Source organism: Thalassotalea hakodatensis (assembly GCF_030295995.1).
Lineage (GTDB): Bacteria > Pseudomonadota > Gammaproteobacteria > Enterobacterales > Alteromonadaceae > Thalassotalea_C > Thalassotalea_C hakodatensis.
This window is the reverse complement of sequence record NZ_AP027365.1, coordinates 451,146-478,041: the sequence shown is the minus strand read 5'-3', so window position 1 is coordinate 478,041 and position 26,896 is coordinate 451,146. Positions and strand designations below refer to the sequence as shown.

The 26,896-nt window shown below is 38.8% G+C and carries 27 protein-coding genes; 13 read left to right on the top strand and 14 right to left on the bottom strand.

Annotated elements, in window-relative coordinates; genetic code table 11:
* Positions 1–15 precede the first annotated feature (15 nt).
* On the top strand, positions 16–3,075 hold the full coding sequence (locus tag QUE72_RS02035) for an ATP-binding protein (protein WP_286271191.1): 3,060 nt from the start codon (positions 16–18) through the stop codon (positions 3,073–3,075).
* Here the strand turns inward: QUE72_RS02035 and QUE72_RS02030 are convergent.
* Genes QUE72_RS02030 through QUE72_RS02015 form a run of 4 tightly spaced genes read right to left on the bottom strand, consistent with a single transcriptional unit; the run spans position 3,072 to position 5,281 of the window.
* Positions 3,072–3,530, bottom strand: a complete 459-nt coding sequence (locus QUE72_RS02030; RefSeq protein WP_074495150.1) for a fused DSP-PTPase phosphatase/NAD kinase-like protein — start codon at positions 3,528–3,530, stop codon at positions 3,072–3,074. The two genes, QUE72_RS02035 and QUE72_RS02030, sit on opposite strands and share 4 nt — an antisense overlap.
* 12 nt (positions 3,531–3,542) lie before the next feature.
* Positions 3,543–3,956 (bottom strand): YeeE/YedE family protein, encoded by a 414-nt coding sequence (locus QUE72_RS02025; RefSeq protein WP_286271190.1) that lies wholly within the window; start codon positions 3,954–3,956, stop codon positions 3,543–3,545.
* A gap of 9 nt (positions 3,957–3,965) precedes the next feature.
* Positions 3,966–4,406, bottom strand: a complete 441-nt coding sequence (locus QUE72_RS02020) for a YeeE/YedE family protein (protein WP_074495145.1) — start codon at positions 4,404–4,406, stop codon at positions 3,966–3,968.
* Positions 4,406–5,281 carry an MBL fold metallo-hydrolase gene (locus QUE72_RS02015; protein ID WP_286271188.1) on the bottom strand — a complete coding sequence of 292 codons (876 nt, stop codon included), beginning with the start codon at positions 5,279–5,281 and terminating at the stop codon, positions 4,406–4,408. The genes QUE72_RS02020 and QUE72_RS02015 overlap by 1 nt, the downstream gene beginning before the upstream one ends.
* 130 nt (positions 5,282–5,411) lie before the next feature.
* Between QUE72_RS02015 and QUE72_RS02010 the strand changes: the two genes are divergently transcribed.
* The 6 genes from QUE72_RS02010 (at position 5,412) to QUE72_RS01985 (ending at position 9,409) form a co-directional block, all read left to right on the top strand.
* Entirely contained in the window at positions 5,412–5,720 is a 309-nt protein-coding gene (locus QUE72_RS02010) for an ArsR/SmtB family transcription factor (RefSeq protein WP_074495139.1), read from the top strand.
* A gap of 139 nt (positions 5,721–5,859) precedes the next feature.
* Positions 5,860–6,519, top strand: a complete 660-nt coding sequence (locus QUE72_RS02005) for a DUF2726 domain-containing protein (RefSeq protein WP_074495136.1) — start codon at positions 5,860–5,862, stop codon at positions 6,517–6,519.
* Positions 6,520–6,659: 140 nt separating this feature from the next.
* A complete protein-coding gene (gene mtnN, locus QUE72_RS02000; protein WP_074495134.1) occupies positions 6,660–7,370 on the top strand; it encodes a 5'-methylthioadenosine/S-adenosylhomocysteine nucleosidase in 711 nt (236 codons plus the stop codon).
* Positions 7,371–7,379: 9 nt separating this feature from the next.
* On the top strand, positions 7,380–8,351 hold the full coding sequence (locus tag QUE72_RS01995) for a cobalamin biosynthesis protein CobD/CbiB (protein WP_286271180.1): 972 nt from the start codon (positions 7,380–7,382) through the stop codon (positions 8,349–8,351).
* Positions 8,352–8,360: 9 nt separating this feature from the next.
* Positions 8,361–8,771, top strand: coding sequence for a rhodanese-like domain-containing protein (locus tag QUE72_RS01990; protein WP_286271179.1), 411 nt, complete (start codon positions 8,361–8,363; stop codon positions 8,769–8,771).
* A gap of 5 nt (positions 8,772–8,776) precedes the next feature.
* Entirely contained in the window at positions 8,777–9,409 is a 633-nt protein-coding gene (locus QUE72_RS01985; protein WP_286271178.1) for a trimeric intracellular cation channel family protein, read from the top strand.
* Here the strand turns inward: QUE72_RS01985 and QUE72_RS01980 are convergent.
* The 6 genes from QUE72_RS01980 to tyrS all read right to left on the bottom strand — a co-directional run bounded on the left by QUE72_RS01980 (position 9,406) and on the right by tyrS (position 13,309).
* On the bottom strand, positions 9,406–9,999 hold the full coding sequence (locus QUE72_RS01980; RefSeq protein WP_286271176.1) for an outer membrane beta-barrel protein: 594 nt from the start codon (positions 9,997–9,999) through the stop codon (positions 9,406–9,408). The genes QUE72_RS01985 and QUE72_RS01980 overlap by 4 nt on opposite strands.
* A gap of 180 nt (positions 10,000–10,179) precedes the next feature.
* Positions 10,180–10,503 (bottom strand): ribonuclease E inhibitor RraB, encoded by a 324-nt coding sequence (locus tag QUE72_RS01975; RefSeq protein WP_286271174.1) that lies wholly within the window; start codon positions 10,501–10,503, stop codon positions 10,180–10,182.
* 121 nt (positions 10,504–10,624) lie between these two features.
* Positions 10,625–11,062, bottom strand: coding sequence for a hypothetical protein (locus QUE72_RS01970; RefSeq protein ID WP_286271173.1), 438 nt, complete (start codon positions 11,060–11,062; stop codon positions 10,625–10,627).
* An 8-nt stretch (positions 11,063–11,070) separates the two neighbouring features.
* Positions 11,071–11,610, bottom strand: coding sequence for a DUF4136 domain-containing protein (locus tag QUE72_RS01965; protein ID WP_286271172.1), 540 nt, complete (start codon positions 11,608–11,610; stop codon positions 11,071–11,073).
* Between the two features lie 67 nt (positions 11,611–11,677).
* Entirely contained in the window at positions 11,678–11,929 is a 252-nt protein-coding gene (locus QUE72_RS01960; protein WP_254849590.1) for a hypothetical protein, read from the bottom strand.
* 180 nt (positions 11,930–12,109) lie between these two features.
* Positions 12,110–13,309 (bottom strand): tyrosine--tRNA ligase, encoded by a 1,200-nt coding sequence (gene tyrS, locus QUE72_RS01955; RefSeq protein ID WP_074499486.1) that lies wholly within the window; start codon positions 13,307–13,309, stop codon positions 12,110–12,112.
* Positions 13,310–13,467: 158 nt separating this feature from the next.
* Between tyrS and QUE72_RS01950 the strand changes: the two genes are divergently transcribed.
* From QUE72_RS01950 to QUE72_RS01940, 3 genes are all read left to right on the top strand, one after another.
* Positions 13,468–14,838: a peptidoglycan DD-metalloendopeptidase family protein gene (locus tag QUE72_RS01950; protein WP_286271171.1), complete on the top strand. Its 1,371-nt coding sequence runs from the start codon at positions 13,468–13,470 to the stop codon at positions 14,836–14,838.
* Positions 14,839–14,840: 2 nt separating this feature from the next.
* Positions 14,841–15,968, top strand: a complete 1,128-nt coding sequence (locus QUE72_RS01945) for an anhydro-N-acetylmuramic acid kinase (RefSeq protein WP_286271169.1) — start codon at positions 14,841–14,843, stop codon at positions 15,966–15,968.
* Positions 15,969–16,112: 144 nt separating this feature from the next.
* A complete protein-coding gene (locus QUE72_RS01940) occupies positions 16,113–16,304 on the top strand; it encodes a hypothetical protein (protein ID WP_074499487.1) in 192 nt (63 codons plus the stop codon).
* 119 nt (positions 16,305–16,423) lie between these two features.
* On the opposite strand, the gene QUE72_RS01935 is transcribed toward QUE72_RS01940, so the two are convergent.
* Complete coding sequence (locus tag QUE72_RS01935; RefSeq protein WP_083602081.1) at positions 16,424–17,968, bottom strand: amidohydrolase family protein; 1,545 nt, start codon at positions 17,966–17,968, stop codon at positions 16,424–16,426.
* A gap of 269 nt (positions 17,969–18,237) precedes the next feature.
* On the opposite strand from QUE72_RS01935, the gene QUE72_RS01930 reads away from it, so the two are divergent.
* The 3 genes from QUE72_RS01930 (at position 18,238) to QUE72_RS01920 (ending at position 21,977) form a co-directional block, all read left to right on the top strand.
* The gene (locus QUE72_RS01930; protein WP_074499488.1) at positions 18,238–18,642 is read left to right on the top strand and encodes an acyl-CoA thioesterase; all 405 of its coding nucleotides are present in this window, start codon (positions 18,238–18,240) and stop codon (positions 18,640–18,642) included.
* A gap of 148 nt (positions 18,643–18,790) precedes the next feature.
* The gene (ssb, locus tag QUE72_RS01925; RefSeq protein WP_074499489.1) at positions 18,791–19,456 is read left to right on the top strand and encodes a single-stranded DNA-binding protein; all 666 of its coding nucleotides are present in this window, start codon (positions 18,791–18,793) and stop codon (positions 19,454–19,456) included.
* 730 nt (positions 19,457–20,186) lie between these two features.
* Positions 20,187–21,977 (top strand): reverse transcriptase domain-containing protein, encoded by a 1,791-nt coding sequence (locus QUE72_RS01920; protein WP_286271166.1) that lies wholly within the window; start codon positions 20,187–20,189, stop codon positions 21,975–21,977.
* 278 nt (positions 21,978–22,255) lie between these two features.
* Here the strand turns inward: QUE72_RS01920 and QUE72_RS01915 are convergent, their stop codons facing one another.
* From QUE72_RS01915 to QUE72_RS01905, 3 genes are all read right to left on the bottom strand, one after another.
* Positions 22,256–23,131 (bottom strand): SMP-30/gluconolactonase/LRE family protein, encoded by an 876-nt coding sequence (locus QUE72_RS01915; RefSeq protein ID WP_074499490.1) that lies wholly within the window; start codon positions 23,129–23,131, stop codon positions 22,256–22,258.
* A gap of 93 nt (positions 23,132–23,224) precedes the next feature.
* Positions 23,225–24,538, bottom strand: a complete 1,314-nt coding sequence (gene pssA, locus QUE72_RS01910; protein ID WP_286271164.1) for a CDP-diacylglycerol--serine O-phosphatidyltransferase — start codon at positions 24,536–24,538, stop codon at positions 23,225–23,227.
* Between the two features lie 188 nt (positions 24,539–24,726).
* Positions 24,727–26,757, bottom strand: coding sequence for an oxidoreductase (locus QUE72_RS01905; RefSeq protein ID WP_286271163.1), 2,031 nt, complete (start codon positions 26,755–26,757; stop codon positions 24,727–24,729).
* Positions 26,758–26,896 lie beyond the last annotated feature (139 nt).

Sequence of the window (26,896 nt, the reverse complement as noted above, 5' to 3'; positions counted from 1 at the left end):
GATGGTTCAAAGTTCATGAACAAAAAGTGGAAATTTTATCTCGGTGCGAGTTTACTACTGTGTTTAATCATTGTTGCTAGTGGCTTTATCTATAACAATACAGCCAACATTGAAGCGCGTAGTATAAATGAAATAAATCAAGTTCATGAAAACATCATGGAAGAACTTAATTCAGAGTTCTCATCTTTAAGCAATGAGGTGTCATTTTTACATTTTACCCCCCCTTTACGAGGCTTAGCTAGAGCTAATAAGAATAATGACATTGATGCTTTAGATGGCTCTACGACAGAATTATGGCGTAAACGATTAGAGCAGATATTTATTGGATTTTTAAAAAATTATGATGAGTATTTTCAACTACGCATTATTTTAAATAACGGCGATGAATTTTTAAAAGTTATCCGCCAGAAAGGTAATATAAGTAGCGTTCCTGCTAACGTTCTTCAAAACAAAGCCCATCATGATTACTTTACAGAGGCTGTGAATTCACCGACTAAAAACATGTTATTTTCACGCATTTCTTTAAATAAAGAGAATAACACCATTGAAATTCCACATGTTCCAACGCTTAGATTGTCAATTCCAATATACCAAGATGAAGGAACCTTATATGGCGTGCTCGTTGCCAATGTTGATGTGACTAAAATTTTTAATAGTGTACGTGGTTTGATCACTGATCATCAGCAATTAATGGTGATGGATGATGAAGGATACTACCTTTGTCACGAAGATGGTACATTAAAATATTCGCGTGATTTATCCCCTGAACATCGATTAAACCAAGATTATATCTTCGAAAACGAGGAAGCTGACGCATTATCTATAAGTTCTTCAGCAAGCAAAGAGCAATTTAGAGGCATACTAAAACAACTTCAACTACCCGTTGATGGCAAAGGAAATACGTTACAAGTTGCTTTAATGCTGCCTCAGAAATATATCAATGCACAAAAAACGCAAGCGCTTACCTCAAGTATAATTGTTTTATTCATTGTCGTGATCATTGCGTTATCAATATTAGTATATTTTTATAATCTATCGAATAAAGCCAGTCGACTGGCAAAGCAATTTGAGTCAGGGCAAAGAATTATTGACTCAACCAATGAAGCGGTTTTTGTGCTCAACAAGCAACATAGCATCATTAGTTGCAACACAGCAGCATCAAACCTAATGAGGGCGTCGGTTAATGAACTGGTAGGTAAAGCAATTTCTAGTGTACTAAAAGAACATTTAACGTTAGATATTACATCAATATTTACTCACTTTTCCGCTAGCACCCCAATAAATCACCAAACACTTAAAGCAACTCAAGGTAATACCACCTTGTATTTAAATTGCAAAGCAATTCCATTATTTCGCGATACAGTAAAAAAGAAAACCCCAAAACTAGCATTACTAATATCTGATGTGACCGCGGAAAATGAGGCATATAATTTAATAGAACAACAAAAATTCAACCTTGAAAAAGAAGTTGAACTACGAACAAGCGAGCTAGAAATTGCCCGTGATAAAGCAGTAGAGTTGAGTGACATTAAAAGCCGATTCATTTCAACAATTAGCCATGAAATGCGCACTCCATTAAACGGAATTACTGGTGCAATCCAATTATTAAAACGTGACATTCATTCTCAAGATGAAAATGATTATATTTCAATGGCTGAAAATGGCATTGAAACATTAAGTTCATTAGTCAATGATATATTAGATATCTCTAAAATCGAAGCAGGTAAACTTGAATTAAATTATCAACATCATCAAATTCACGACGTAATTGAGTCGTTAGTTTCTACCCTGAGTATCGTCATTAAAGAGAAAGGGTTAACTTTTTATATAGATACTAGCCACTTAACCATCGCATCAGCGAAGTTTGATGCATTTCGTTTAAAACAAATCATTTCAAACCTTGTCAGTAACGCAGCAAAATTCACCAAAGAAGGTTATATAAAAATAACCGCGGAATCCATAACCACAGAATCTACCGTGATATTAAATCTCACGGTTGAAGATACAGGCATTGGTATTTCCGAAGATGAATTAACACACTTATTCCAAGAATTTTCTCAAGCCAATAGAACTATTACCGAAGAATATGGTGGTACAGGTTTAGGGCTGTCAATCTGTAAACAAATAGCCAATTTAATGGGCGGCGATATCCACGTTAGCTCTCAGTTAGGAAAAGGCAGTACCTTTACGGTCACAATCATGCTTGAAGAGTGTGTGTCATTCGATGCACAAGTGAAAACACGTTTACAAGGTAAGTACTTTTGTGTTTGCATTGAAGATCCAATTGAATGCTCAATTATTGAACGATTAATAAACTTCAGTGGCGGCTCTTTAATACCTATCACGAGTAATATAACTCAACTTTTATTAGAAAATACTATCGATTACTTAGTGACCGATACCTCATTTTTAAAAGCTGACAACAACATAGCCGATATTAAGAATACATTAAAAGAAAACACACTGACGCAATGGTTAATCATTGATAACGGACGTTATGATCTCTCAAAAATAAGCTCTCAAGCAACGATTATTGAATCGCCCGTATTACGCGCTGACTTTTTAGAATCAGTATTACATGAGCGCAACCGAGAAGAGCAAAAAATTAATGACACTCGCCGAAAATATGACAAAGAGCAATTATTAAATCAGCAACAATTAATATCTTCACCTGTGCATGTACTTGTTGTTGATGATAATAGAATTAATCGAAAAGTCGCACAACATATGTTAGAGGGTATGGGCTTAACCGTAAGTACGGCTATACATGGAGAAGATGCCATTGAACAATTACAGAACTCCAACGATGAATCTCAGTTTTCCATCATCTATATGGACTGTAATATGCCAATTCTTAATGGTTACGACACCACGACTCTGATACGACAAGGTAACGCAGGGAAACGATACCAAACAATACCTATTATGGCGATGACCGCTAATGCGATGAAAGGTGAGCAAGAAAAATGTCAAGCTGCAGGTATGAATGATTATATTACTAAACCTGTAAATGTGAATATTTTAGAACAGAAAACCTATCAATTATTAGACAAAGCCCATAAGAAGACAGATTAACAAGAAGATAACCCTAGTAACTTTTTCACCTCAGGAGCAAGCTTTGTAAGCCCTGATTGTAACCCTAAAAAATACGCATCTTCTGCACTACAATGTTGTAACCAAAATGCCATAAGAGCAATAAGTGCCCCTACTCTATTACCACTTGCACAATGCACTAACGTAGGTTCATTCACAACTAGTAATTGATATAATTGCTTAGCATTATCTCGTGTTAATGTGGTGATGTCTGTCACCGGTATAACATGATAAAACAGTTGTAACTGCTGACAAATCGCTTGCTCATCATACCCTAGCGGCTCAGTTTTTGGACGTAAATTGATAACTTGTCTGATCCCCATTTTTTGTAGGAATAACAAATCTGCTGAGGTAGGTTGGCCACCTACCAATAAATTTTCTTGTGGCAACATTACGTTAATCATCGCAAGCTTAGAAACAATGCTTTTAAGTTCCATGTTAAATACCTACTACCCTTTAGCACTGAATAGTTGAGCGCTTTTTAGTCCAACCAGCATTGCTATCACAAAATAAATGGTTTCTTGTTGGCCATACGCCAGTCCTGCTATTGCTGGTCCAGGGCAATATCCTGCCATTCCCCAGCCGATACCAAATAGACTTGCACCTATAATCAAAGGTTTATCTATCGCAGAGTTAGTAGGTAAATAAAATTGACTCGCACAAAGAGGTGACTGTTTTTTTAAAGAAAGTGTAAAACCGACAGTCGTCACCAATAACGCGCCGAACATGACAAACATAAGTGCCGGGTTCCAATCTCCTGCAACATCTAGAAATGCGATAACCACTGTAGGGTTAATCATTTCAGACATCGCTAAACCTAAGCCAAACAAAATCCCAGAAATAATGGCGATTACATTCTTCATACGCTTCTCCTACGCAAACACATGCTTAATAACAAAGACGGTTATGCCAGCAGTCAGCATAAAAATAATCGTGGCACTCATAGATCGAATTGAAAAACGTCCGATTCCACACACGCCATGACCACTCGTACACCCGCTTCCTATGTATGTGCCAATACCAACCAATAACCCGGCAATAATCATAAACCAAGCAGATGGTGGTTGACGAAACGGCAATGTAAAAGGATCAAAGAAATGATAAATCGCAGCGCCTATTATCAACCCTAAAATGAATAATACGCGCCACAGCTTGTCATTAGCCTGATTATCAGATTCTGATTGTTGTAAAATCTTTCCAACAATACCGCTTATCCCTGCGATTCTGCCTAAGCCTATAAACAACAGTAAGGCTGATAAGCCTATTAACATACCGCCTAAAAATGCGGGTAAATAACTGATTAATGATTCCATTATTTATCTCCTATTTGCGGAAAGGTCACCGGCGATTTTAAATAAATTTGTTGGTTGCCTTCAGGTTTTGGAAAGTGTCCAGCAGCAATATTCACTTGAATGGCGGGAAGTAATAGTCTAGGTGCCGCTAATGAGTTGTCACGAGCAGTTCTAAACGCAATAAAATCTTGTTTGCTGTTACCTTCTTTTACATGAATATTTTCAGTCTTTTGCTCAACAAGCGTTACTTGGCATGTTGGCGATCTATCCCCTTCTGGGTAATCGTGACATAAAAAAATACGTGTATTCGGCGGCAATGCGAAAAGTCGCTGAATTGAATTAAATAACATCGCCGCATCACCTCCAGGAAAATCACACCTTGCAGTGCCGAGGCTAGGGTGAAACATGGTGTCACCAATGAAAGCCGCATCACCAATTAAGTACGTTACACTGTCATTGGTATGCCCAGGCGTTGCGATAACATCAACAGTCAATGAACCAATAGAGAAACTATCGCCATCGGAAAAGCACCGATCAAATTGTTCACCTTCAACAGGGAACGCTTCGCTTAGGTTATAAATCTCTTTGAACGTTTTTTGCACAGTAGCAATACCTTTGCCTATCGCAACCTGGGCATTGGTCTTATGTTTAAGATATTGCGCTGCCGTTAAATGATCAGCATGTGCATGTGTTTCAAGGATCCACTCTATCGTTAATTGTTGCTCGTTAACATATTCGAGCACCTGGTTTGCACTTTCATAACTGACCTTACCTGAAGCTTGATCAAAATCGAGTACTGGATCAATAACAACCCCACTTCGTTGTTCAGCATCGAACACAACATAGGTGAACGTACAAGTTTCATCGTGGAAAAAAGACATAACCACTGGCTTCATCAGCACACTCCTTAATAACTACTAGCGCTAGTTTATTCACCTTAATTATATTAGTCAATGCTAATTTAGCATTGTCTAAATTACTATTTATTGCTATAAATAGTAACGTTACTCATCATGGAGAAATTCATTGCAAGACCCTAGCGCGCTAATAAATGCAGCCAAACAAACAGCAGATTTATTAAAAGTAATGGCCAATGAAAATAGATTGATGATCCTATGTACGTTAATGAATAATGAAATGTCGGTAAGTGAATTGAACCAACATATTCCATTAAGCCAATCAGCACTATCTCAACATTTAGCCGTATTACGAAAAGAACAAATAGTTGAAACTCGACGAGATGCACAAACTATTTATTACTTAGTAAAAAGCCCAGAAGTTATCCAGCTTTTATCTGTGCTTTATGAGCTATTTTGTCCGGAAGCAGACCATTAGAGCACCTCACAATCCACGAAAATTATGCCGTTTAAGATAAATATATTGTTCGCATGTTTATGGCACAAAAAATGCTTTATCTGTTACAAGAAAACTGTTTTAACAAAACCGTCAATATTTTGTAAATTTGGAGCGCATTATGGAACTCATTTTATTTGCGATGATCAGTTTGATCATTATTGTTGCTTTATTAGCAAATCGTTTAAATGATACTAGTTTCCCATTTCCTTTCGATAGAAAAGCCACTGTATTTACTTCAGCGGAAAAGAATTTTCATCGTTTATTAGAACAAGCTGTTGGTGGTGAATATCGTGTTATCAACCGAGTAAAGCTTTCTGATATTGTTACGGTAAGAGGCGGGGTTTCACAACGAGCAAGTCAAACTGCACGTAATAAGGCCGATAACAAATATTTAGACTTTGCCATTTGTGATCGTCAAAGCATGAAGCTACTTGGCACCATCGATCTCGTCGATACGCAAGGTAAAGGTTATAAAGTAAAAAAAGATTGGTTTGTAAGTGGCGCGCTTGAAGCAGCATCAATTCCACATTTACGTATTAAAGTGAAAGCAACCTATTCTGTTGAAGAATTAAAACATTGTTTACAAACGCGTTTGTTTGCCAATAAAGTCATGGAGCCTAAAATGAAAGGCAGAGTGATCCCTGCTCCAATGGTTAAAGCTCGAACCAAACCTGCATCATCTTCAACAGGTGTGATCACACCGACAGCAGCACTTGCAGCTAATCAATTAAACAACGGAAAATTACCAGCACCTAGTATGGGTGCATTGCCCCATTAACATATTCTGATCTAGCCTAAACGTACAAACGTAGTAACCTTAATAACAAAAAGCGGAATAATTTCCGCTTTTTCATCGCTGTAAAAACCATAGTTGTTAACGTATACTTTCGCCATCAATATTTTCACTAAGGCAATAAAATGACCGTAGGTATTATCGGCGCAATGGAACCAGAAGTTGCGATTTTAAAAGCAAAATTAATTGACGCAAAAACAACAAACATCGCAGGCTACTCATTTTACCATGGTAGGTTAAATAACACCGACGTTGTAATAGTACAATCGGGTATTGGTAAGGTCGCGGCAGCACTTGCAACAGCATTTCTCATCAAAGAATTCTCTCCTAAGTATGTTGTCAATACAGGTTCTGCTGGTGGTTTCGAACAGTCTTTAAAAGTGGGTGATATTGTTATTAGCAGTGAAGTACGTTATCACGATGTTGATGTAACAGCATTTGGCTATGAAATTGGCCAGTTACCAGCGAATCCCGCCGCTTACCTTCCTCACCCGCGTTTAGTCGAAGCAGCAAAAGCTAGTATTTCATCATTACCGGGCATTCAAACACTTGTCGGCTTGATCACAACAGGTGATACCTTTATGACCAAAGATGACGATATAGCAAAAGCGCGGGCAAATTTTCCCACGATGGCAGCAGTAGAAATGGAAGGCGCCGCAATTGCACAAACCTGCTATCAGCTATCAACCCCTTTTGTAGTCATTCGCTCAATGTCAGATATTGCTGGTAAAGAATCCCCTACTTCATTTGAAGCATACCTTGAAACTGCATCAGTTAATTCTTCTCAGCTGGTGATGAACATGATTGAAAATTTACAAGGCATTACCTTGAACTAAGCAAACCACATGACAGACTTTATCAACCAACTTACCCCTTTCATTTTGCAACTCATCATCGTATTAGTTGTCCTTTTATTGAGGTCTGTTATTGCTATTGTACAAACGAAAGACACCACGCATTTCTTTCGTTTTTACTGTCAACGCCTGTCAGACAAAGTAAACAATCAACATAATGGTACACAACAGCAAAAAATTGCTGGTGCAGCCGCTACACTGATCACGCTAATACCTATAATCATAATTATATGGTTATTTGAAGATTTTGTTGAAGTGCCGATACTTTGGCACAGCTTATTACTTTTTTTTGCTTTATCAGGAGCTGGCGCACAACGAATGGCTAGCCAACTGATCACGTCAATAAACAAACAAGAAAACAGTTCAGCAAAAGCGCATTTACAGCCATGGGTACTAAGAGATACCTCAACATTATCTAGTATGGGGTTATGTAAAGCCTGTATTGAAATGCTTTGGCTCAATTACCTACAACGTCAGTTTTTAGTCATTTTGCTTTATTTGCTTATTGGTCCCATTGCCGCCATTTGTTATCGCATTCTGTTAGAAATACATTACAGCTGGAATACAAAAATTGAAAAATATCAATATTTTGGTAAATTTGTTGGAAAAATTATATCGCTATTACAATGGCTACCGGCGTTAATACTTTCTATAGAATTAAGCTTCTTAATGTTTAGTAAAACGAACCGTACTAGCGCACAGTCTATCAGCTCACATATATCAAGGTTAACGAGCGATTACTTACTAGCTACCGCCGCTAAAATTAATAATGTCCAATTAGGGGGCGTTGCACTTTATCAAGGACACAAGTTAAGACGCGTTAGCTTTAATCAGTCAGGTTCTCAACCTTCCACTACAGAGCTTTCAAACACGATTAAACAGCTGCAGTTAGTAAAAGCCTTAAACATCGGGATTATTTTCAGTATGCTAGTATTATCTATGTTCATTTCTTTTGCTACATAAGGCGCTCTGATGAAAACATTTAACCAATTATCTGTATTTTTGTTCGTATTGTTACTAACAAGTTTTGTACAAGCTAATGAAACCAAAACCATCTCAGCTCAACAGTTAATATCAATTACAAAAGCCCCGAAAGCTGCTCCTGTGATTATTTTAGATGTGAGATCTGCACAAGAATTTAACACCGGGCATATCGCCAATGCGATTAACATTCCTCATAATGAAATCGAACAACGGTTGAATGAATTAAGCATACATCAAGATTCAATGGTAGTGGTGCATTGCCGCTCAGGAAGACGAGCACAAATTACTGAGGAAATATTAACAAAACACGGCTTTTCTCAATTACGACATTTATCTGGTGATTTCAACGGCTGGCAAGCTGATGAGCTACCTGTGGTGACAGAAAATACGCAGAGGTAAGATTTTTGCTTTATTGGTTAGATTTATTTGGCATTGTGGTTTTTGCACTGTCAGGCGCCCTTATGGCAGGGCGGTATCAACTTGATCCATTTGGGGTTGTAGTGCTAGCCGCCGTTACCGCCATTGGCGGCGGGACGATCAGAGATGTTATTTTAGACACGCCTGTTTTTTGGGTGGCAAGTCCAATTTACCTTTATGTTATTTTACTCACCGCTATTTTAACCATTCTTTTTATACGCCGCCCAACACGTATCCCAAAAAGATTTTTACTAATATCTGATGCCTTTGGATTAGCACTTTTTGCCGTTTTAGGTACCGAAAAAGCACTGAGTTTAGGTAGTTCAATAACGGTTGCAATAGTCATGGGCATGATCACTGGCGTTGCTGGCGGTATGATAAGAGACGTACTTTGCAACGTTATACCACTTATTCTTCGCCAAGAAATATACGCCTTAGCGGCAATGCTTGGTGGTATATTATTTATTGGCTTGCAGACTATTGGCTTTACCGAAAATGTTTCCCTTATTGTTGCCATAGTTGGTGCATTGGCCTTAAGGTTAGCTGCTATTTATTGGCAGGTATCGCTACCTGCCTTTAATATTGCCGACCAACAACAGGCTGGCAGTAAAAATGACTAGAATGCGTAACTAATACCAAGGTTTAAGCCTTTCATTTCTAAATCACCAACATTATGAAATTGATAACTTGCGCTTAATCCTATGCCATTATTCCAACGATATTGCCAACCTAATTCAGCAAATAAGCCTGTTCCATCCTCTTTAATGGTTTTTTCTCGCATTAGACCAAATTCATAATCGTAAAATTCAGCACCAATTTTGCCATACAAACTATTGTGTTTAGATAGCGGTAGTTCACCACGAATCGCGACCACTACCGAGCCAAAGTCAAAATCATCAGCGACTATTTCAAAATCATCGCTGTCATCTGAATAGCAAACAAATTCATCATCAGCATTTTTCTTACATTCCCAATCATCAATATCTTCTGCGCCGACCAAGCCTACTTCAGCAGAAAAATAATGAGAAAATTTATAATTGTAGTAAAGGTAAGATTTAGCAACGCCTTGGCTATCAGTATCTTTGCCTTTATAATCAAGGCCTCCACCGCCAATTTGTAAGCCAACAGAGTGTTTAGTGTTATTTTCTGCCAAAGCAGGTGTGCTAATACCCGCTAAAATAAGTAAAGAAAGAAGTGTGTGTTTCATCATGTTTTCCCATTAATAATTATTGGAAAATATGATGCCAATAGAACCCAAAAAACACTGTTGTTCAAGTGTCTACAAGTTGTCAATTTTTGTAAAAAAAAGTGCCTTATTTGTAATCAGAGACGGAATGTTACAACTTGCTTTTAAGCGAATACCAGCGTAAACCATCATTAAGTTTTAGCGTTATACTTCAATTCCCCAACCGTCATTATAACCATCAAATTTAGCAGCTATCTGTTCAAACTGTGCTTCTTGAGCAGTGATGACATCATAATCTGGTAACATGTTAACAGTACAATCAACATCCCATACGTTAGGGGTTTGATCTGGATGTACTTTTACCTGCATATCTGGCACTTTCTGCTTTAGGTAACTCTCCATTGCTCTAGCTTGTTCTTCTTTTTCAAAAAGTTGAAAAAAAACTACTGAATGAATTATGCTTAAGTCGATGCCTGCATTTTGCATTTCAGTTAGCACTTGGCCGGTTTCGTCGTTTGGAAATGTCATAAGGATTCGTTACATGCTTATTATAAATAAATGTGCGCTGCGATTGATAGAATACCAAGAGGTAAAAGTTCCAATCACGCTATCCCCACTAGTATACCTTGCTTATGTGACGGCGCTAGTGCTAGTTGCGCATTTTTTTAAGCTGACACACATTATCTAAACATACGGCCTCGGTGTTAACACTGATGCTTGGACACGAACCTACTTGTTCTGTTGGTGCGGCTTTTAAAAGTCGAGCTGCGCCAATACTGTTGATTGCCAGTAAACAAGACTGGTCAGCAAACGAGACCTTCACCGCTTTACATTGTTGGTTATTAATACACGTTAAATGCTGTTTTATTATTTGATAACTATTCGTTTGCTCAAAAGGAATGGTATTATTCGGGGCAATATGCACCTTTTGGTCTTGCCGCTCAACTGAATTTGTGGGTTTGAAATGTTCTTGTTCTAGGTAGGCGCGGTTCTTTTCTTCATTGTTTTTAAGCTGGTATCCAATAACAGATATCACCAACAAAAAACCAATAATAGTTCCTATTGTGATCACTAACCATTTCAACATAGATTTACCTATTTCGGAACGGTATCAAGTAAGCCAATAATTGCTTGTTCAATTTTATCTTGGGCTTCAAGACTATGATCTCGTTCATTGATTTTCAAACGGCTAACACCTCGCCATATCGTACGATTATGGTTCACATCAACCATATCCAGTATCAATGTGCCAGGTTGCATTACTTGATGCCTATTTTGTTTTTCAGGCACCTGTACCGGAAGACAAGGCAAACAATATTTAACGCCTCTATTATATTTCTTCAATTCAGCTAAGCGATCAACAAGGTGATACGCTACGATAACTTGGGCATTGTCTGGAGATTTATATTGCCACCCCTGAGCATCAAAGGCTTTTTCAATGGCAATTTCAATGCTATTTCGAGTCGTATCAGACATGTTTTGATAGTCACTAAAAACAGAGTTTCTATCATAAAGACTGTACAAAGATAATGCGAAAAAATCGACATTATTGGCATGTTTTGCTTGGTATGTAGGCTTTATGCTACACCCTATTAGCGTGCATAATATGAACAGCAGCGACAGCTTTTTCTTCATTATCAAATACAGTTAAATGCTTTACTACAGAGTAAAGTGATACAGCAAAATTTCAAGTATTCTCTTTCTATCTCAACTGTATATCTGGTGAAGTGTTTATTTCTCCATCACTACTTATTGTTGTAATCTTTTCATCAAGTAACATTATCGCTAAGCTAGTATGCGCAGCGTGACGAATAAACATCAATTTATAACCGTATTTAATTAAGCTACTTGCTGAAAATTTCTGTGCGATACTCAAGCGTTCCCATAATCCTTCTTGCTGACATTGTTGATGTCTTCTTTCAATCAATGGATCCCTAAACTGGCGGTCTTCCATGGCTGCTCTCAATGTTAATTTATGAAAAGTACTGTCATAAATTAAGCAAGCACTTTACATTCCAACTATAATTAACACATAAAAATCAAAAGGTTAAAAAATTAAAGTTTACTCAAGTTCACTATTTGTAAAAATACCTGACAAAAAGGTAAAAAAAAGCCGGCTAAGCCGACTTTCTCATTAACTTAATGTTATTTTCGCAAACTTGCGTTTGCCTACTTGATAAACAGCTGTACTACCCGCTTGAATTTTCAACTTATTATCTACAACTTTTTCACCATCTATTTTCGCAGCTCCTTGCTTGATCATTCGCATCGCTTCAGATGTACTTGTTACAAGCCCTGCATCTTTAAGTAAATTTGCAATTGGTAACTCCCCTTGATCACTTGCAATGGTTTGCTCGGGCATATCATCTGGCATTGCACCTTTTTGAAAACGCTCGATAAAAGTTTTATGGGCTTTTTCAGCAGCCTCTTGATCATGAAATCGCGCAATAATTTCTTTTGCTAGTTCAATTTTTATATCTCTTGGATTAGCACCCTCTGCAACTTGTTGCTGATAGCTTTCAATCACATCAATAGATTTGAAACTTAACAATTGATAATAACGCCACATTAAATCATCAGATGTAGACATGATCTTGCCAAACATATCTGTTGGAGAATCTGTAATACCGATATAATTGTTCAGCGATTTAGACATCTTTTGTACGCCATCTAACCCCTCTAACAATGGCATCATCAATACTGTTTGTGGTCGCTTACCTTCAGATTTTTGTAATTCACGCCCCATCAATAAATTGAATTTTTGATCGGTACCGCCTAATTCAACATCGGCTTCAAGTGCTACTGAATCCCAGCCTTGTACTAATGGGTACATAAATTCGTGAATCGCAATCGCTTGTCCGTTAGTATAGCGTTTTTTAAAGTCGTCACGCTCCATCATACGCGCTACTGTTTGCCGTGACGCTAATTTCAACATACCGTCAGCACCAAGTTTATCCATCCACGTTGAATTAAATTCGACGCGCGTTTTTTCAGGGTCGAGTATTTTAAAGACTTGCTCTTTATACGTTTCGGCGTTTGCTAGTACATCTTCTTTAGTTAATGGTTTACGAGTCACATTTTTACCCGTTGGGTCACCAATCATACCGGTAAAGTCACCAATCAAAAATATAACCTCGTGCCCTTGCTGTTGGAACTGACGCAATTTATTGATCAGAACAGTGTGCCCTAAATGCAGATCTGGAGCTGTTGGATCGAACCCTGCCTTAATTTTTAACGGCTTGCCTGTTTTAAGTTTTTCAAGCAACTCATCTTCAAGCAAGATCTCCTCGGCACCGCGCTTTAATTCTGCAAACGCTTGGCTGACATCTAACATGGTTGGCTCCAATTTGGTGGTTTCAAAAAATAAATAAGGGCAGAATTCTACTGTAAATACGCAACAAGTTAAAACCCTATGATTGTTTATCCGTATAATATTTTGCTATAGTAACCGATGGATGTTGTAATTAAATTTGTAGTGAAGGCTGTATCCATTTGAAAAATATAAAAGATTTATATCTCTCCTTACCTAAACAGCACAAAGTTTTGCTTTCTGCTGCGAGCATTTTGCTACTTTTTATCTTGCTTTTACCGTCTGAAAAGGCAACAGCGAGCCGTCAATCAGAGCATTCTTCATTAAAAATTGGTGAACGTTACCAGCTACCACTTCCTGCTGACACACAAAACGTAGATCTTTCTACAGAAATAGAGACGGAACAAACAACGCAAGAAAATGCGATTGAACAGCACAGCATCCCTCATTTAAGCTGGCACACCGCGAAAGTAAAATCTGGCGATTCGTTAGCAAAAATATTAAAAAGATTTGGCCATAACGCACAGGTAACTCATAAGGTGAGTCATGCAAAAGGTGAATTTGGCAAATTATTACGTAAAATTAATGTTGGTGACACGTTACAAATTGGCGAAAATGAAAATGGCGATTTAGTCGCATTAGAATATTCAATATCAAAAACTGAAACGTTATTTATCACTGACTCTGTACAAGGCTTTGTCGCTCGAAAAGAAAAGAAGTCAGTTGATACCATTGAGTTCACGGCGCACGGTACAATTAAATCTAACTTTTGGACCGCTGGCGTTAACGCTGGTTTAGATGACGCACAAATTATTAATCTAGCAAATATCTTCGGTTGGGATATAGACTTTGCCTTAGACATTCGTAAAAACGATAGTTTTCATGTGGTATATGAAAAGCGTTATGTTGAAGGTGAGTTTATTGGCACCGGAAAAATTTTAGCCGCAGAGTTCAACAACCAAGGTGATACCTTTCAAGCAATCCGTTATAAAGATGGCCGCTACTATACCCCTGATGGCAGAAGTATGCGTAAAGCTTTTTTAAGAGCGCCTGTGTCATTCAAATATATCAGCTCTAATTTCAAACCGAGACGCTTTCATCCGATCCAAAAGCGTTGGAAGGCCCACAGAGGTACTGACTACCGCGCAAGCACAGGCACCCCTGTTGTTGCTTCTGGCGACGGAAAAGTAACTCACTCAACTTACAACAAATATAATGGTAACTATGTGTTTATTCAGCACGGTAATGGCATTGTTACTAAATACTTACATTTTTCTAAACGTGCGGTTAAAAAAGGGCAACGCGTTAAACAAGGACAAGTTATTGGCTATGTTGGCTCAACTGGTATGTCTCAAGCACCACATCTACATTACGAATTTTTATTGAATGGCATCCATCGTAACCCACGAACTGTTCAGTTACCCGATGCTCAACCTATCGATAAAAAGCATGCAAATGAGTTTGCCCTTGTAGCGAAACAACGTTTAGCTGAATTAAATACTTCTAAACTCGCGTTAAATAATCTCGAATCGTCAGGTAACCAAGCGCCTTAACCATGCAACGCTATTATATCGGCATCATGTCAGGCACAAGTGCAGATGGTGCTGACTTAGCTTTAGTGGCTTTTGATGAAACAAAAAAAGGTCGTGAAAAAACCCAATTAATTGGCCATGTATTTCACCCTTATACCGATACATTACACTCTCGTGTTACCCGTTTATATCAGCCTAAAGGCGACAATATAGACCTTATGGCAAGCTTATCGGTTGAGCTCGCTCACTTTTATCATCAAGCAATCAATACGTTACTCGAAAAATATCGTATTACTCGTGAGCAAATTATTGCTGTTGGAAATCACGGACAAACCATTCGTCATCGACCAGAAAAAACCACCATTAATTCTGTGCCTTTTACGCTGCAAATCGGCTGTAATCAAACATTATCTTGCTTATCTGAACTGCGTGTTATCGGTGACTTTAGAACGAAAGACGTTGTATTGGGCGGTCAAGGCGCGCCTCTTGTTCCCGCATTCCATCAATTTTTATTTGAAGAACGTGATAATGATACGTTTATTGTGAACTTAGGAGGTATCGCCAATCTCACTTACTTACCGAGTTCTAAAGAAAAAAAAGTGCTTGGATTTGACACTGGGCCAGCAAACGCACTACTTGATGCTTGGTGTTACAAGCATTTGCATAAAAGGCATGATGAAGATGGGCACTGGGCAGCTTCAGGTAAAGTGATCCCTGAGTTATTGGCGTGTTTACTTGCTGATCCTTACTTCACTAAGCCTGCTCCTAAAAGCACCGGTCGGGAATATTTCACATTAGATTGGTTAGCGTTACAACTAAACCCTAAATGGATACCTAACGATATTCAGGCAACGTTAGCGCAATTAACAGCCACAACAATTGCCAATGAAGTAGATAAATTATCCCCGAAGAGTTTCGTATATTTATGCGGTGGTGGAATCAACAACTTACACTGTTATAAGTTATTAAAACAAGAACTTAAACGACATACTGTCAATGATATTCATTCATTAGGCCTGAATAATCAAGCGTTCGAAGCGAGTGCATTTGCTTGGCTCGCCTACGCTTATGACAAAAAAATCTATAACCAGATACCCGATGTAACGGGGGCCTCAAGACAAACAATCTTAGGAATTGAATTTACCCCTTAACTTTGTATAGACCTACTTTTTTTTCACCATATAATAAATATCCCGCTGTAGAAAAAACATGCGCAACTTGTTCTTAAATTGAACTATTGCATTTATAAAGCGTCAAACAGTTGTGCTGCATTTATCAGCATTTGAGGAGGAAATATGGAGTTTAATGACATTCACATCGGCATGAAGTGTGGTAGTAAAAAAGGTAGTGGTACTGTCACTTGGATTGATGGTTCTACGCGTACCATTTATATTGCCAATACCGAAGACAATAATAGCTTTGAAGTGAATTTTGATGAGTTAATTGAAGATCCTCAAGCGCACAATAGAGAAGATACTTACTATTAATAATTTGCGCATATACCCAAATTATTAAAACCTCCTGAAAAGGAGGTTTTTCTTTTTCACGGCTAATATTTACAAGAACGTGCGCAGGTTAACCACTAGGCACGCATCACTTGACCTTATTATTGTTTGGCTTTTTCAACCATTGCACGAACTTCTGATAACAATGCCTTAGCATCATAAACAATGCCATCCTTGATCGTAAAATTCACACCGCCTTTTCTTGTCGGCTTATTATCGTCGCCTAACTGAAAGTGACCCGTTCCATACAATACCTTAAAGTTACGTAAAGGATTTTCAGCTACAATCACCATGTCTGCTTTCTTACCAACACGCAAAGAGCCAATCTCTTTTTCTAGTCCAAGCGCTTGAGCACCATTTATTGTTGCCGATTGAATAACTTCTAGTGCATTAAAGCCTGCTTCGCGTAATAACTCTAATTCACGCACATAACCAAACCCATATATTTTAAAAATATAGCCAGCATCAGAACCCGTTGTTACCCTGCCACCATGATTTTTATAATCATTGATAAATGTCATCCATTGTTGGTAGTTCTTCTTCCAAGCGATTTCGTCATCTGTCGTCCAATCAAACCAATAAGAACCATGGGCATATTTATTGGGTTGAAAAAATTCCCATAACGTTGGCAAGGTATACTCTTTGTGCCAGTCTGCGTTCATTTCGCGCATTAAATCACGACTCGCTTCATAAATCGTCATTGTTGGGTTAATGGTAAAATCTAACTCAATTAACTCGTCACGTACCTGCTGCCATTTTTTAGAGCCTGGTTTTGCTGCTTGTTGCCATAGACGGCCTGCCTCACCAAATCGGTTTTGTTCATCATTGTAGTTATAGTCTGGTGAATAGTCTTGAATACGCTGGTGCTCAAACAATGCCTCTGGTAAACCATACCAATGCTCCATGGTTGTTAAACCTAAACGCGCTGAATCGATCACATTCATGTTTGTCACTTCCAACTGCGCATGATGCATCATAGAACCCAACGATTGATGTTTTGCTTCGGTTAACGCGGCTTCCATTATCGCTGGTGGAGCACCAAAAAACTTAATCCCTTTAGCGCCACGCTTAGCAATATATTTAACCCACTTTTTAGCCTGTTCAGGCGTAGTAATTGCTTGCTTATTCTCCATACCAAAACCTACATATGGAATAATTCTAGGGGCAGCAATTTCATTTTTTTCACTACGTTTAACATGATCCATCACCCAATCAACGCCATTAAAGCTACCTGGTTCCCTTACCGTAGTAATGCCATGTGCCAGCCAAAGTTTAAAGACATATTCCGCAGGAATATTGTCAGCACTTCCACCAATATGACCGTGCATATCGATAAAACCAGGCAGAATATATTGCCCAGAAACATCTAACTCAATATCGCCTTTTCGCGCTTTAGGCCGACCACCCTCTTTAATCGGTACACCTGGGTTACCAACACTAACCATGCGAACAATACGATCATTTTCGATCACAATGTCCATTGGCCCTCTTGCAGGTGCACCTTCACCGTTGACCACAATACCACCACGCAGAATTAACCTTTCATAAGGCCCTTGGCCTACTTTTCTATCTGGAGCTTTGTCACCTGCACCGGCAAACGCAAAAGTGCAGTAGAACGTAAAAAATAAAATAGTCAGTTTTTTCATTATTATTCTCTTTTGATTAAAACCTATGAATTGCTATAGACAGGGCTTTTCCCTACGTTAAAACAGCAAAGTCATATGCGCTAAAGAACTTTCAAAAGACTAACACAAAATTGATATCATGCTATCTTAATAGGATGATTACGCTGCTTACTGCGATGAACACTCCCCCCAGTTAAGCACAATAGTAAGTTGTAACATACACAAGAGAATATTAAAGTAGCCACGCTGTACGCCTCAGAACATCATAGATCAAAAGAATAAGGACACTAATGACTAATAAATTTTTTCACGAATCATTCAAACCAAGGTTTTGCGACACAGATGCACTTGGCCACATTAACAATACGATGATCCCCATATGGTTTGAAGGTGCAAGAAACGAAGTATTTAAATGGTTCACGCCCGATTTGAATTTACAAAAATGGCGCCTAATATTAGCCAAAATAGATGCAACCTTTCATGGTCAAATGTATTATGAATATGAAATGGAAGTTAGAACTTATATTGGCCGAATTGGGAGTTCTTCCTTTGATGTTTATCAAGAGTTATGGCAACAAAATGAATTAAAAGCATCAGGTACAGCCGTCATGGTGCATTTTGACTATCAAACACAAAAAACAGCGAAAATTCCTACAGATATCGCTGGAAAAATGACGGAATATTTAAAGAACTAAAATTGGATCTATCGCATTGTAAAGAGCAGTGTTAGAATGGATCTCTTTTCTGTTAACCCAAATAAAACAACCGCTAACGAGAAAGTTACAATTGTTTTATTATCAACAACTTATTAAGTTGTACGAATTATAAAAGTGAGAGAGTTACATGGCCAGTCGTGGGATAAATAAAGTCATTATTGTTGGCAACTTAGGGCAAGATCCTGAAGTACGTTTTATGCCAAATGGTAATGCCGTTGCAAACTTTACCGTAGCAACATCTGAAACCTGGAAAGACAAACAAACTGGCGAACAGAAAGAAAAAACTGAATGGCACCGCATTGTTATTTATCAACGTTTAGCGGAAATTGCCGGTGAATATTTGAAGAAAGGCTCAAAAGTATATTTAGAAGGTCGTTTACAAACACGTAAATGGCAAAACCAACAAGGCCAAGATCAGTACACCACTGAAATTGTTGCTAATGAAATGCAAATGTTGGATTCAAGAGGCCAAGGTCAAGGAGGCTATCAACAGTCTTCTTCGCAACAAGGCGGTGGATACCAACAACAGCCAGCAGCAGCGCCTCAGCAAGCCGCTTATCAGCAACCAGCGCAACAACAGCAAGGTTATCAACAAAAGCCAGCTCCACAACAGCAGCAAAGTTATCAACAGCCAGCGCAAAGTTCACCACAAGGTGGTTCGCAATCAGGTTATCAGCAGCAGCCGACACAACAACCTGCGCAGCAAGGCGGCTTTCAGCAACAAAATCAGTCAAACGCTAAGGTAAACCCTCAAGAGCCAACTATCGATTTTGATGATGACATCCCGTTCTGAGTGCGCCGTTTTGCTTTGTAAATCAAGCACTTACGGCAAGTCTGTGTCGCAAGTATAGGCTGTTGGAAAGCCTATTGCAAGCCTAACTTATCCTTGTCTAGTAATAGACTTGAACCTCGAAAGAGGGAGGGGAGTGCAGCATGTTAGGAAAAGGCTGGTGGCGGGGAAACTATCTACTTTGCGCCAGTCATTGCAAGTCCTATATGGTTAAACCTGATTGGTTGAATCATAGTCCATAGTGGGTTTCGGGATATCTTTGGCTCACGATAGTTAAGGAGTCATACCAATGTTTATGATGATTATGTTTAGAAGGTCATCATATCCGACAACATTGGCACCTGCTCGGTGAGAGTGGTAATTGGACGTAAGTGAAACCTAAGTAGGACGCCTCTTGACTACAGAGAAATGCGGGATCACCTAAGTTGGTTTGAATTTAACAACCAATATGGTGACGGAGGCTCCGTAGTACCCAACGTAGCCCTGTAATGGGGTAGCAGTCGGTTTTAATCCGACCTGAAATTTGGATATAAGCACTGGAGTAACCCATGTGAAAATTCAAATGTAAGGGGGAAGGGAGTCAGTTAGACGCGATACTAATAGAAGCGAGGTTCGATAGTCAGTGCTATCAGATAGAACACTCAAAGCTCTAAGTGGTATTAGTAAAGCAAGTAAACAAGGTTGCAAGATCAAGAAGCTACACAAAATCATGTGTAGTCATCAGGATCTTTGGATGCAGGCTTATGCCAACATCTATCCCAATCGTGGAGCCATGACGAAAGGGATAGACGATAACACATTGGATGGAATGGGCATTGAAAGGATTAATCATCTGATCAACCTCACAAAATCTGGTAGTTATTATCCTAAACCTTGCAGACGCACACACATACCCAAAGATGCTCGGAAGCCGAATGGTAAGAAAAGACCTCTTGGAATACCAAGTGGTGATGACAAGCTGATACAAGAGGTCATGAGAATGATCTTGGAAGAAATCTACGAGCCAGCCTTTAGTGATTGGAGTTATGGATTTCGACCTAGGCGATCTTGTCACACTGCTCTGACTGAAATTAGAGACAGTTGGAAGGGAACCAAGTGGGTATGTGACGTAGATATCAAGGGTTATTTCGACAACATTAACCATGACCTCCTACTGCGATTTCTCAGTAAGAGAATTGATGATCGACCTTTTCTGGCGCTTCTCAGGAAGTTCTTAAAGGCTGGTTATATGGAAGAATGGCGTTACTTTGGCACCCACACGGGAACCCCGCAAGGCGGGATAATTTCCCCGATACTAGCCAATGTTTTTCTCCATGAACTTGATGAGTTTATGAAAACTAAAATCAAAGAGTTCAGTAAAGGAGGACGAAGGAAACCCAACCCAGAGTACAAAAAGGCTCTACAAAATCGTACCAACCGCATCAAGTGGATAAAACAAGGTTTCGGAGCCTCTGGTTTCCCTGCTGATGAGCAGAAAATTGAAAGATGGAAGCAAGAGGTGAAGGCATTCGAAGAGCAAATGGCGAGTACGTCAAGCGTTCTTATGGATGACCCTGACTTTAAACGCATGAGATACGTTCGGTATGCTGATGACTTCCTAATTGGGATCATTGGTTCAAAACAGGAAGCAATGCAGGTAATGGCTGACATTACTGAATTTGTTGAGTCAGAATTAAAACTTGAAGTTTCGAAAGAAAAATCGAGTGTTGTAGATCCTAAGCAAGGCTTTGTTTTTCTTGGCTATGAAGTGATTTGTAGACGGGAAGATAAAAGGGTCAAATGTGTTGTGGGACATAGATCGGATGGCGGTAAGACATACGGGACTAAACGTACTATTACTGAACATGTCCACCTTGGTGTACCAAGAGCCAGAATACATAAATTCTGTTCTCTTCGTGGCTATGGGAATTACGACATGGGGGATGGTGGTAGTCTCAGTAAACCAGTCATGATGTATCTGTCTGACTATGAAATCATTAGTCAGTACAATGCGGAAATGCGCGGTTTTGCAAACTACTACAACCTTGCACCAGTGCTATATCTCAATAAATTACATTGGATATGGCAAAACAGTTTGTTTAAGACACTGGCAGGCAAGCATCGAACATCAAGGACTAAAATTGCTCGGCAATTAAGGCAACCAGATGGTAGATACATTCACTATGAATTTCGTAATGGAAAACGCTATGAAATTGAGGTTTTCCAACTTAAAAATCGAAGTGTGTCTACAGCCGGAATTAGTGTGCCTGATTTTATTAATCAGTTACCGAATGTTTATAAATATTCCTCACGTACCGAGCTGTTAGATAGGATGTCAGCAACATGCTGTGAATATTGTGGCACCAAAACTGGCTATCTTGAAGTTCACCATGTGCGCAAACTGAAAGATATCAAAGATGGTATAGAACCTTGGAAACGCCTAATGATTGCCCGTAACAGGAAAACATTGGTGTTATGCAAGGACTGTCATGTAGATCTTCACAGAGGGACGCTACCCGATTATCGAAATTTTGCTAAAGTCTAATGGAGAGCCGTATGCATAGAAATGTGCACGTACGGTTCGGTGGGGGGACAACGGCTAACCCTTTTTAGGGCGCACGTGTCCTACCCAACTCTGAAACAAAAATAAAAATGTAGATTTAAATAGAAAAAGTCCTTTATAAGGGCTTTTTGTTTTATTTTTTAATAATATTTAGGTAATTGACAGTATCGCGCTTATTGTAACCTAAAAAGAGCAAAGCCCCATTTTTATGGGGCTTTTCTATAGGTATTAGTCAGTCACATCCAACTCACGGTTCGAGGCTAATAATTTCTACCCGCGATATCGTTATTAAATGTTTCAATCGCACCTCTTTTTTGCATAGTAATAAACACTTGCTTACCTTCTTTACCACCAAAGGCGATGTTAGTAGGGTGCTTACCCGATAAAGTAACTGTTTTTATTAATTGACCACTTGGCGATAATACCGCAACCACGCCAGCACCATATCTAGCAATATACAGATTACCTGCCTTGTCGGTTCTCATGCCATCCATTCCATGGTCTTCAAAATGATGAAAAAGCGTTTTATTACTAATGTTTCCTTTAGCGTCTAGATCATATCGCCAAACATTTCGTTGCACACTTTCATTCACATACAAGGTTTTATTATCTGGGCTTACTTCAACACCATTTGTAGTGCCCATCTCTTTTTCCAATAATGAAGTTGAACCATCAGTATTAATACGCCAAAGATTACCTGAGTTTTCCGCCCAATTTGGGTCACTCGCAAACAAAATACCATTATCCATAATGGCGATATCATTAGGTTGATTCATCTGATCATTATGAGCATAAACCTTAACATCTTCGCTGTTTTTCTCTAACGCTAGAATATTATGGTTAACATAATCAGCAATATACATGGTTCCAGCTTTGTCGAAACGAATACCATTACCAATAGAGCCATCAGTTAATGTGATATGAATCACGGCATTGTTTCTTGCGGTAACTTTACCAATAGTGCCTTGTTTTTCGAAATTAACGGCATATAAGTGGCCAGATTGATCAACGGCAGGCCCTTCAACACCTTGAGTGAAGCTTTGCTCGGGCATCCAATCTGTGGTGTCTGTTCCTGCTGTACACGCTAAAGAACTTAAGAGAATAAATTTACCGATAACTAGCTGTTTATAATTCATATATATTAATTAAGTGACTGATTTTAATTAACGTTACCACAGTTCACGGTAGGCGGAAGTAACATTCAGTTATAAGGTAAGAGATTTTACTTATCAAAGGAAGCGTTTTAATAATCGATCAATTCTAGAAAAAGTCAGTCTCTTCATCATTTTTCTAGGTTTTTCAGGGTATTGTAGCTCTTCATCAAGCATACTCGCATCGGTGATTTTTCGGGTATTTTTTACGATATTATCAAGCTCTTGTGTAATAGTTTGCATCATCACTTTTTGGTGATCTTGCAATAAAATCGCATTTTCTAAATCAAGATTCCACGCTCTCGGGTTCAGGTTACTTCCGGTAAGTAAATGATATTTATCATCAACAATCATACCTTTAGCATGAAAAGTATGATCGCCATCCTGCCATACATGTATGTTTAACTTCCCTTGGCTGATATCTGCTTGATATTTTTTAACAAAACGACGTAACAATTTTTCATATAAATACGGGATAATACCAATCGTTGAAAAAGCATTTTCATCGGCAATAAAAAAATCATTCGCGACTTTATCACCTACGATAATTTTAACTGACACACCACGTTTCATTGCGAGTGTAATCGCTTTAATCATCTTTTTAGGTAAATTAAAATATGGCGTAATTAACACTACAGAACGGCTACTCTCATTTAATAGCGATAGTGATAAATCGTTTAAGGCATTATGCTTTTTGCCACAACCAAGTACAGGTGTTACCGAAAGTTCAGCTTGTTTGGGCTGCTTTGGAAGTTGATATTGTGCATGACGTAGCATTGAAAAAGTACGCTGGCTTAACTGTTTTAATTGTGATTTATCAACGACTGTTGATTCTAATAACGAGCTTGCTAAGCCTTTAGCGACTATTTTTGTGAGTAATAAATCACACATACTATCAGCTAAAGCTTTGCTCTGTATTTGATAATAACGATCTAAGCGATACTGTGAATGGTGATGTAAGTAAACATTATTAATGCTTGCCCCACTATAAAGCACCGTATCATCAAAAAACATGCCTTTAAGGTGCATCACTCCCATGATCTCTCGCGTTTTAACCCGTATACCGTAAAAGGCAATATCAACATCATATTTGCGACATAAAGCTTGGTAACTAACCAAATTACCGGCAGCTGTTTTATCGCCAATGCGTCCTCTGCGAGCTCTGTGGTCATCCACAATAATAGAAATAGATAAGGTAGGATTTTTTTGTTTGGCCGTAACAAGCTGCATCATTACAGCTTGGCCTGCTTGATCATTTTCAAGATATAACGCTGAAATAACAATGCGATTTTTCGCTTGAGCAATTAAGCCATTTAAAACAGCGGCAAACGCTTTTGCAGACGAGATAACATTAATATGTTTTTGTTGAAGTTCAATCGCATTTATTTGCATAAAATCTGTTGGCCACTAGAAATATTCAATGTGTGGAGTGTATTAACCTAACATGGCCAACGCAAGTTCTAGTGGCTGTAACCTCAATTCGTATGTAAACAATAAATGAGTTTATGATGTCAGCAGCATAAATAACAGTGACCCATGCTAGGTACGTCAATCCTAATAAGCGTTGTACTAAAACTATATTATACAGATATAGCAAGTGTTAGTGCTTGACGAATTGCCCGCTTGGCATCAAGTTCGGCTGCGACATCAGCACCACCAATAAGGTGGGTAGTTATATTGGCGCTTTTCAATCCATCATATAACTGCCTTTGTGGCTCTTGTCCTGCACAAACAATCACATTATCTACATCGAGAATTTTTGCTTTTCCCTCATGCGTAATATGTAACCCTTGATCAGAAATCTTTTCATACGACACACCGTTATACATTTTAACGCCATTATTTTTCAATGTTGCTCGATGGATCCAGCCCGTAGTCTTACCAAGACCGGCACCAACCTTTGTAGTTTTACGCTGTAAAAGATAAATTTCTTTTTCAGTACGTGGATGAGCAGCATTTGCTAGCAAAGCACCTGCCTGATGATATTGCTTATCAACACCCCAGTTTTTCATCCACGCATCTGCGTCACTTGATAAGCTATGTTGTTCCGCTAAGTAACAGCCAACATCAAAGCCAATACCACCCGCTCCAATAATGGCAACTTTATTTCCAACAGGCATTTTTTCTTTTATCACCTGTAAATAATTCAGCACTTTAGGGTGATCTGCCCCCTCAATTGACAAGTTTCTAGGCGTAATACCCGTGGCTAAAATCACTTCATCAAAGCCTAGTTTAGCGATGCTTTCAACCGATTGCTGCTCCCCTAACACTAACGTAACATTATGTTTTTTTAATTGTATTTTAAAATAACGCAGCGTTTCATAAAACTCTTCTTTGCCGGGGATTTGTTTGGCGACATTAAATTGGCCACCTATTTCATCAGCCTGATCAAATAAAGTAACCTGGTGACCTTTTTGCGATGCATAAACACTAAAGGCTAAACCGGCTGGGCCTGCACCAATAACGGCAAGTTTCTTTACAGCGTGCGCTTTTTCAAGCACAAGTTCTGTTTCATAACAAGCTTGGGGGTTTACTAAACAAGACGCACGCTGTTGCTTAAATACATGATCTAAACACGCTTGATTACAAGCAATGCAGGTATTTATATGATCACTATGGTTAGCCGCCGCCTTGTTGACAAAATCAGCATCCGCCAAAAAGGGTCGCGCCATAGAAACCATATCAGCCTGCCCTTCTGCAAGCACTTTTTCTGCGACTTCCGGCGTATTTATGCGGTTAGTTGTCACCAACGGTAGCGAAACCTCTTGTTTCATTTTTTCGGTGATCCAAGTAAAGGCGGCTCTTGGTACTGAAGTTGAAATAGTTGGAATACGCGCTTCGTGCCAACCAATACCCGTATTAATGATGGTTGCACCCGCTTTTTCTATTGCTTTGGCCATGGTAACAACATCTTGCCATTCGTTCCCCCCTTCTACGAAGTCCAGCATAGATAAACGAAAAATAATGATAAATTTTTCACCCACTTTTGCTCTAACCGCTTTAACAATTTCACATGCTAATCTCATACGATTTTCAATTGAGCCACCCCATTCATCGGAGCGATTATTGGTCCGTACACAACTAAACTGATTAATTAAATAACCTTCTGAACCCATAATTTCAACGCCATCGTAACCGGCCTTGGCGGCTAACTTTGCAGAATGCGCGAAATCTTTAATGGTTGACTTAATTTGTCTCACTGACATTTTGCTTGGCGTGAACGGATTTATTGGCGCTTTGAGTTTACTCGCTGAAACACTAAATGGGTGATAAGCATAACGCCCTGCATGCAAAAGTTGTAAACATATTTTAGTCGGATATTTATGTACAGCCTCCGTTACTTTTTTATGCTTGTTTACTTGCCAGAAATAACTTAATTGACAGCCAAAAGGGGCAAGCCGCCCTCGAATATTTGGGCTTATACCGCCAGTAACAATTAAGCCCACACCACCTTTTGCACGCTCTTGATAAAAAGCAGCTAGCTTATCAAAGCCGTTTTTTTCTTCCTCTAAGCCGGTATGCATCGATCCCATCAGTACGCGATTCGACAATGTAGTAAAACCAAGATCTAAGGGTTGAAAAATATGTGGAAAAGGTGATTTTTTTGGCATGATGCATCTCTTAAAGGTCTAACCAGTTGTTATAAGGTAGTAGCTGTTCGATTAAATTTCAAGCTTTATTTTGACACCTGTCAGATAGTTTTTTTGTAATCATAAAAAAGGGCTAACAACACGTTAGCCCTTTTTAACA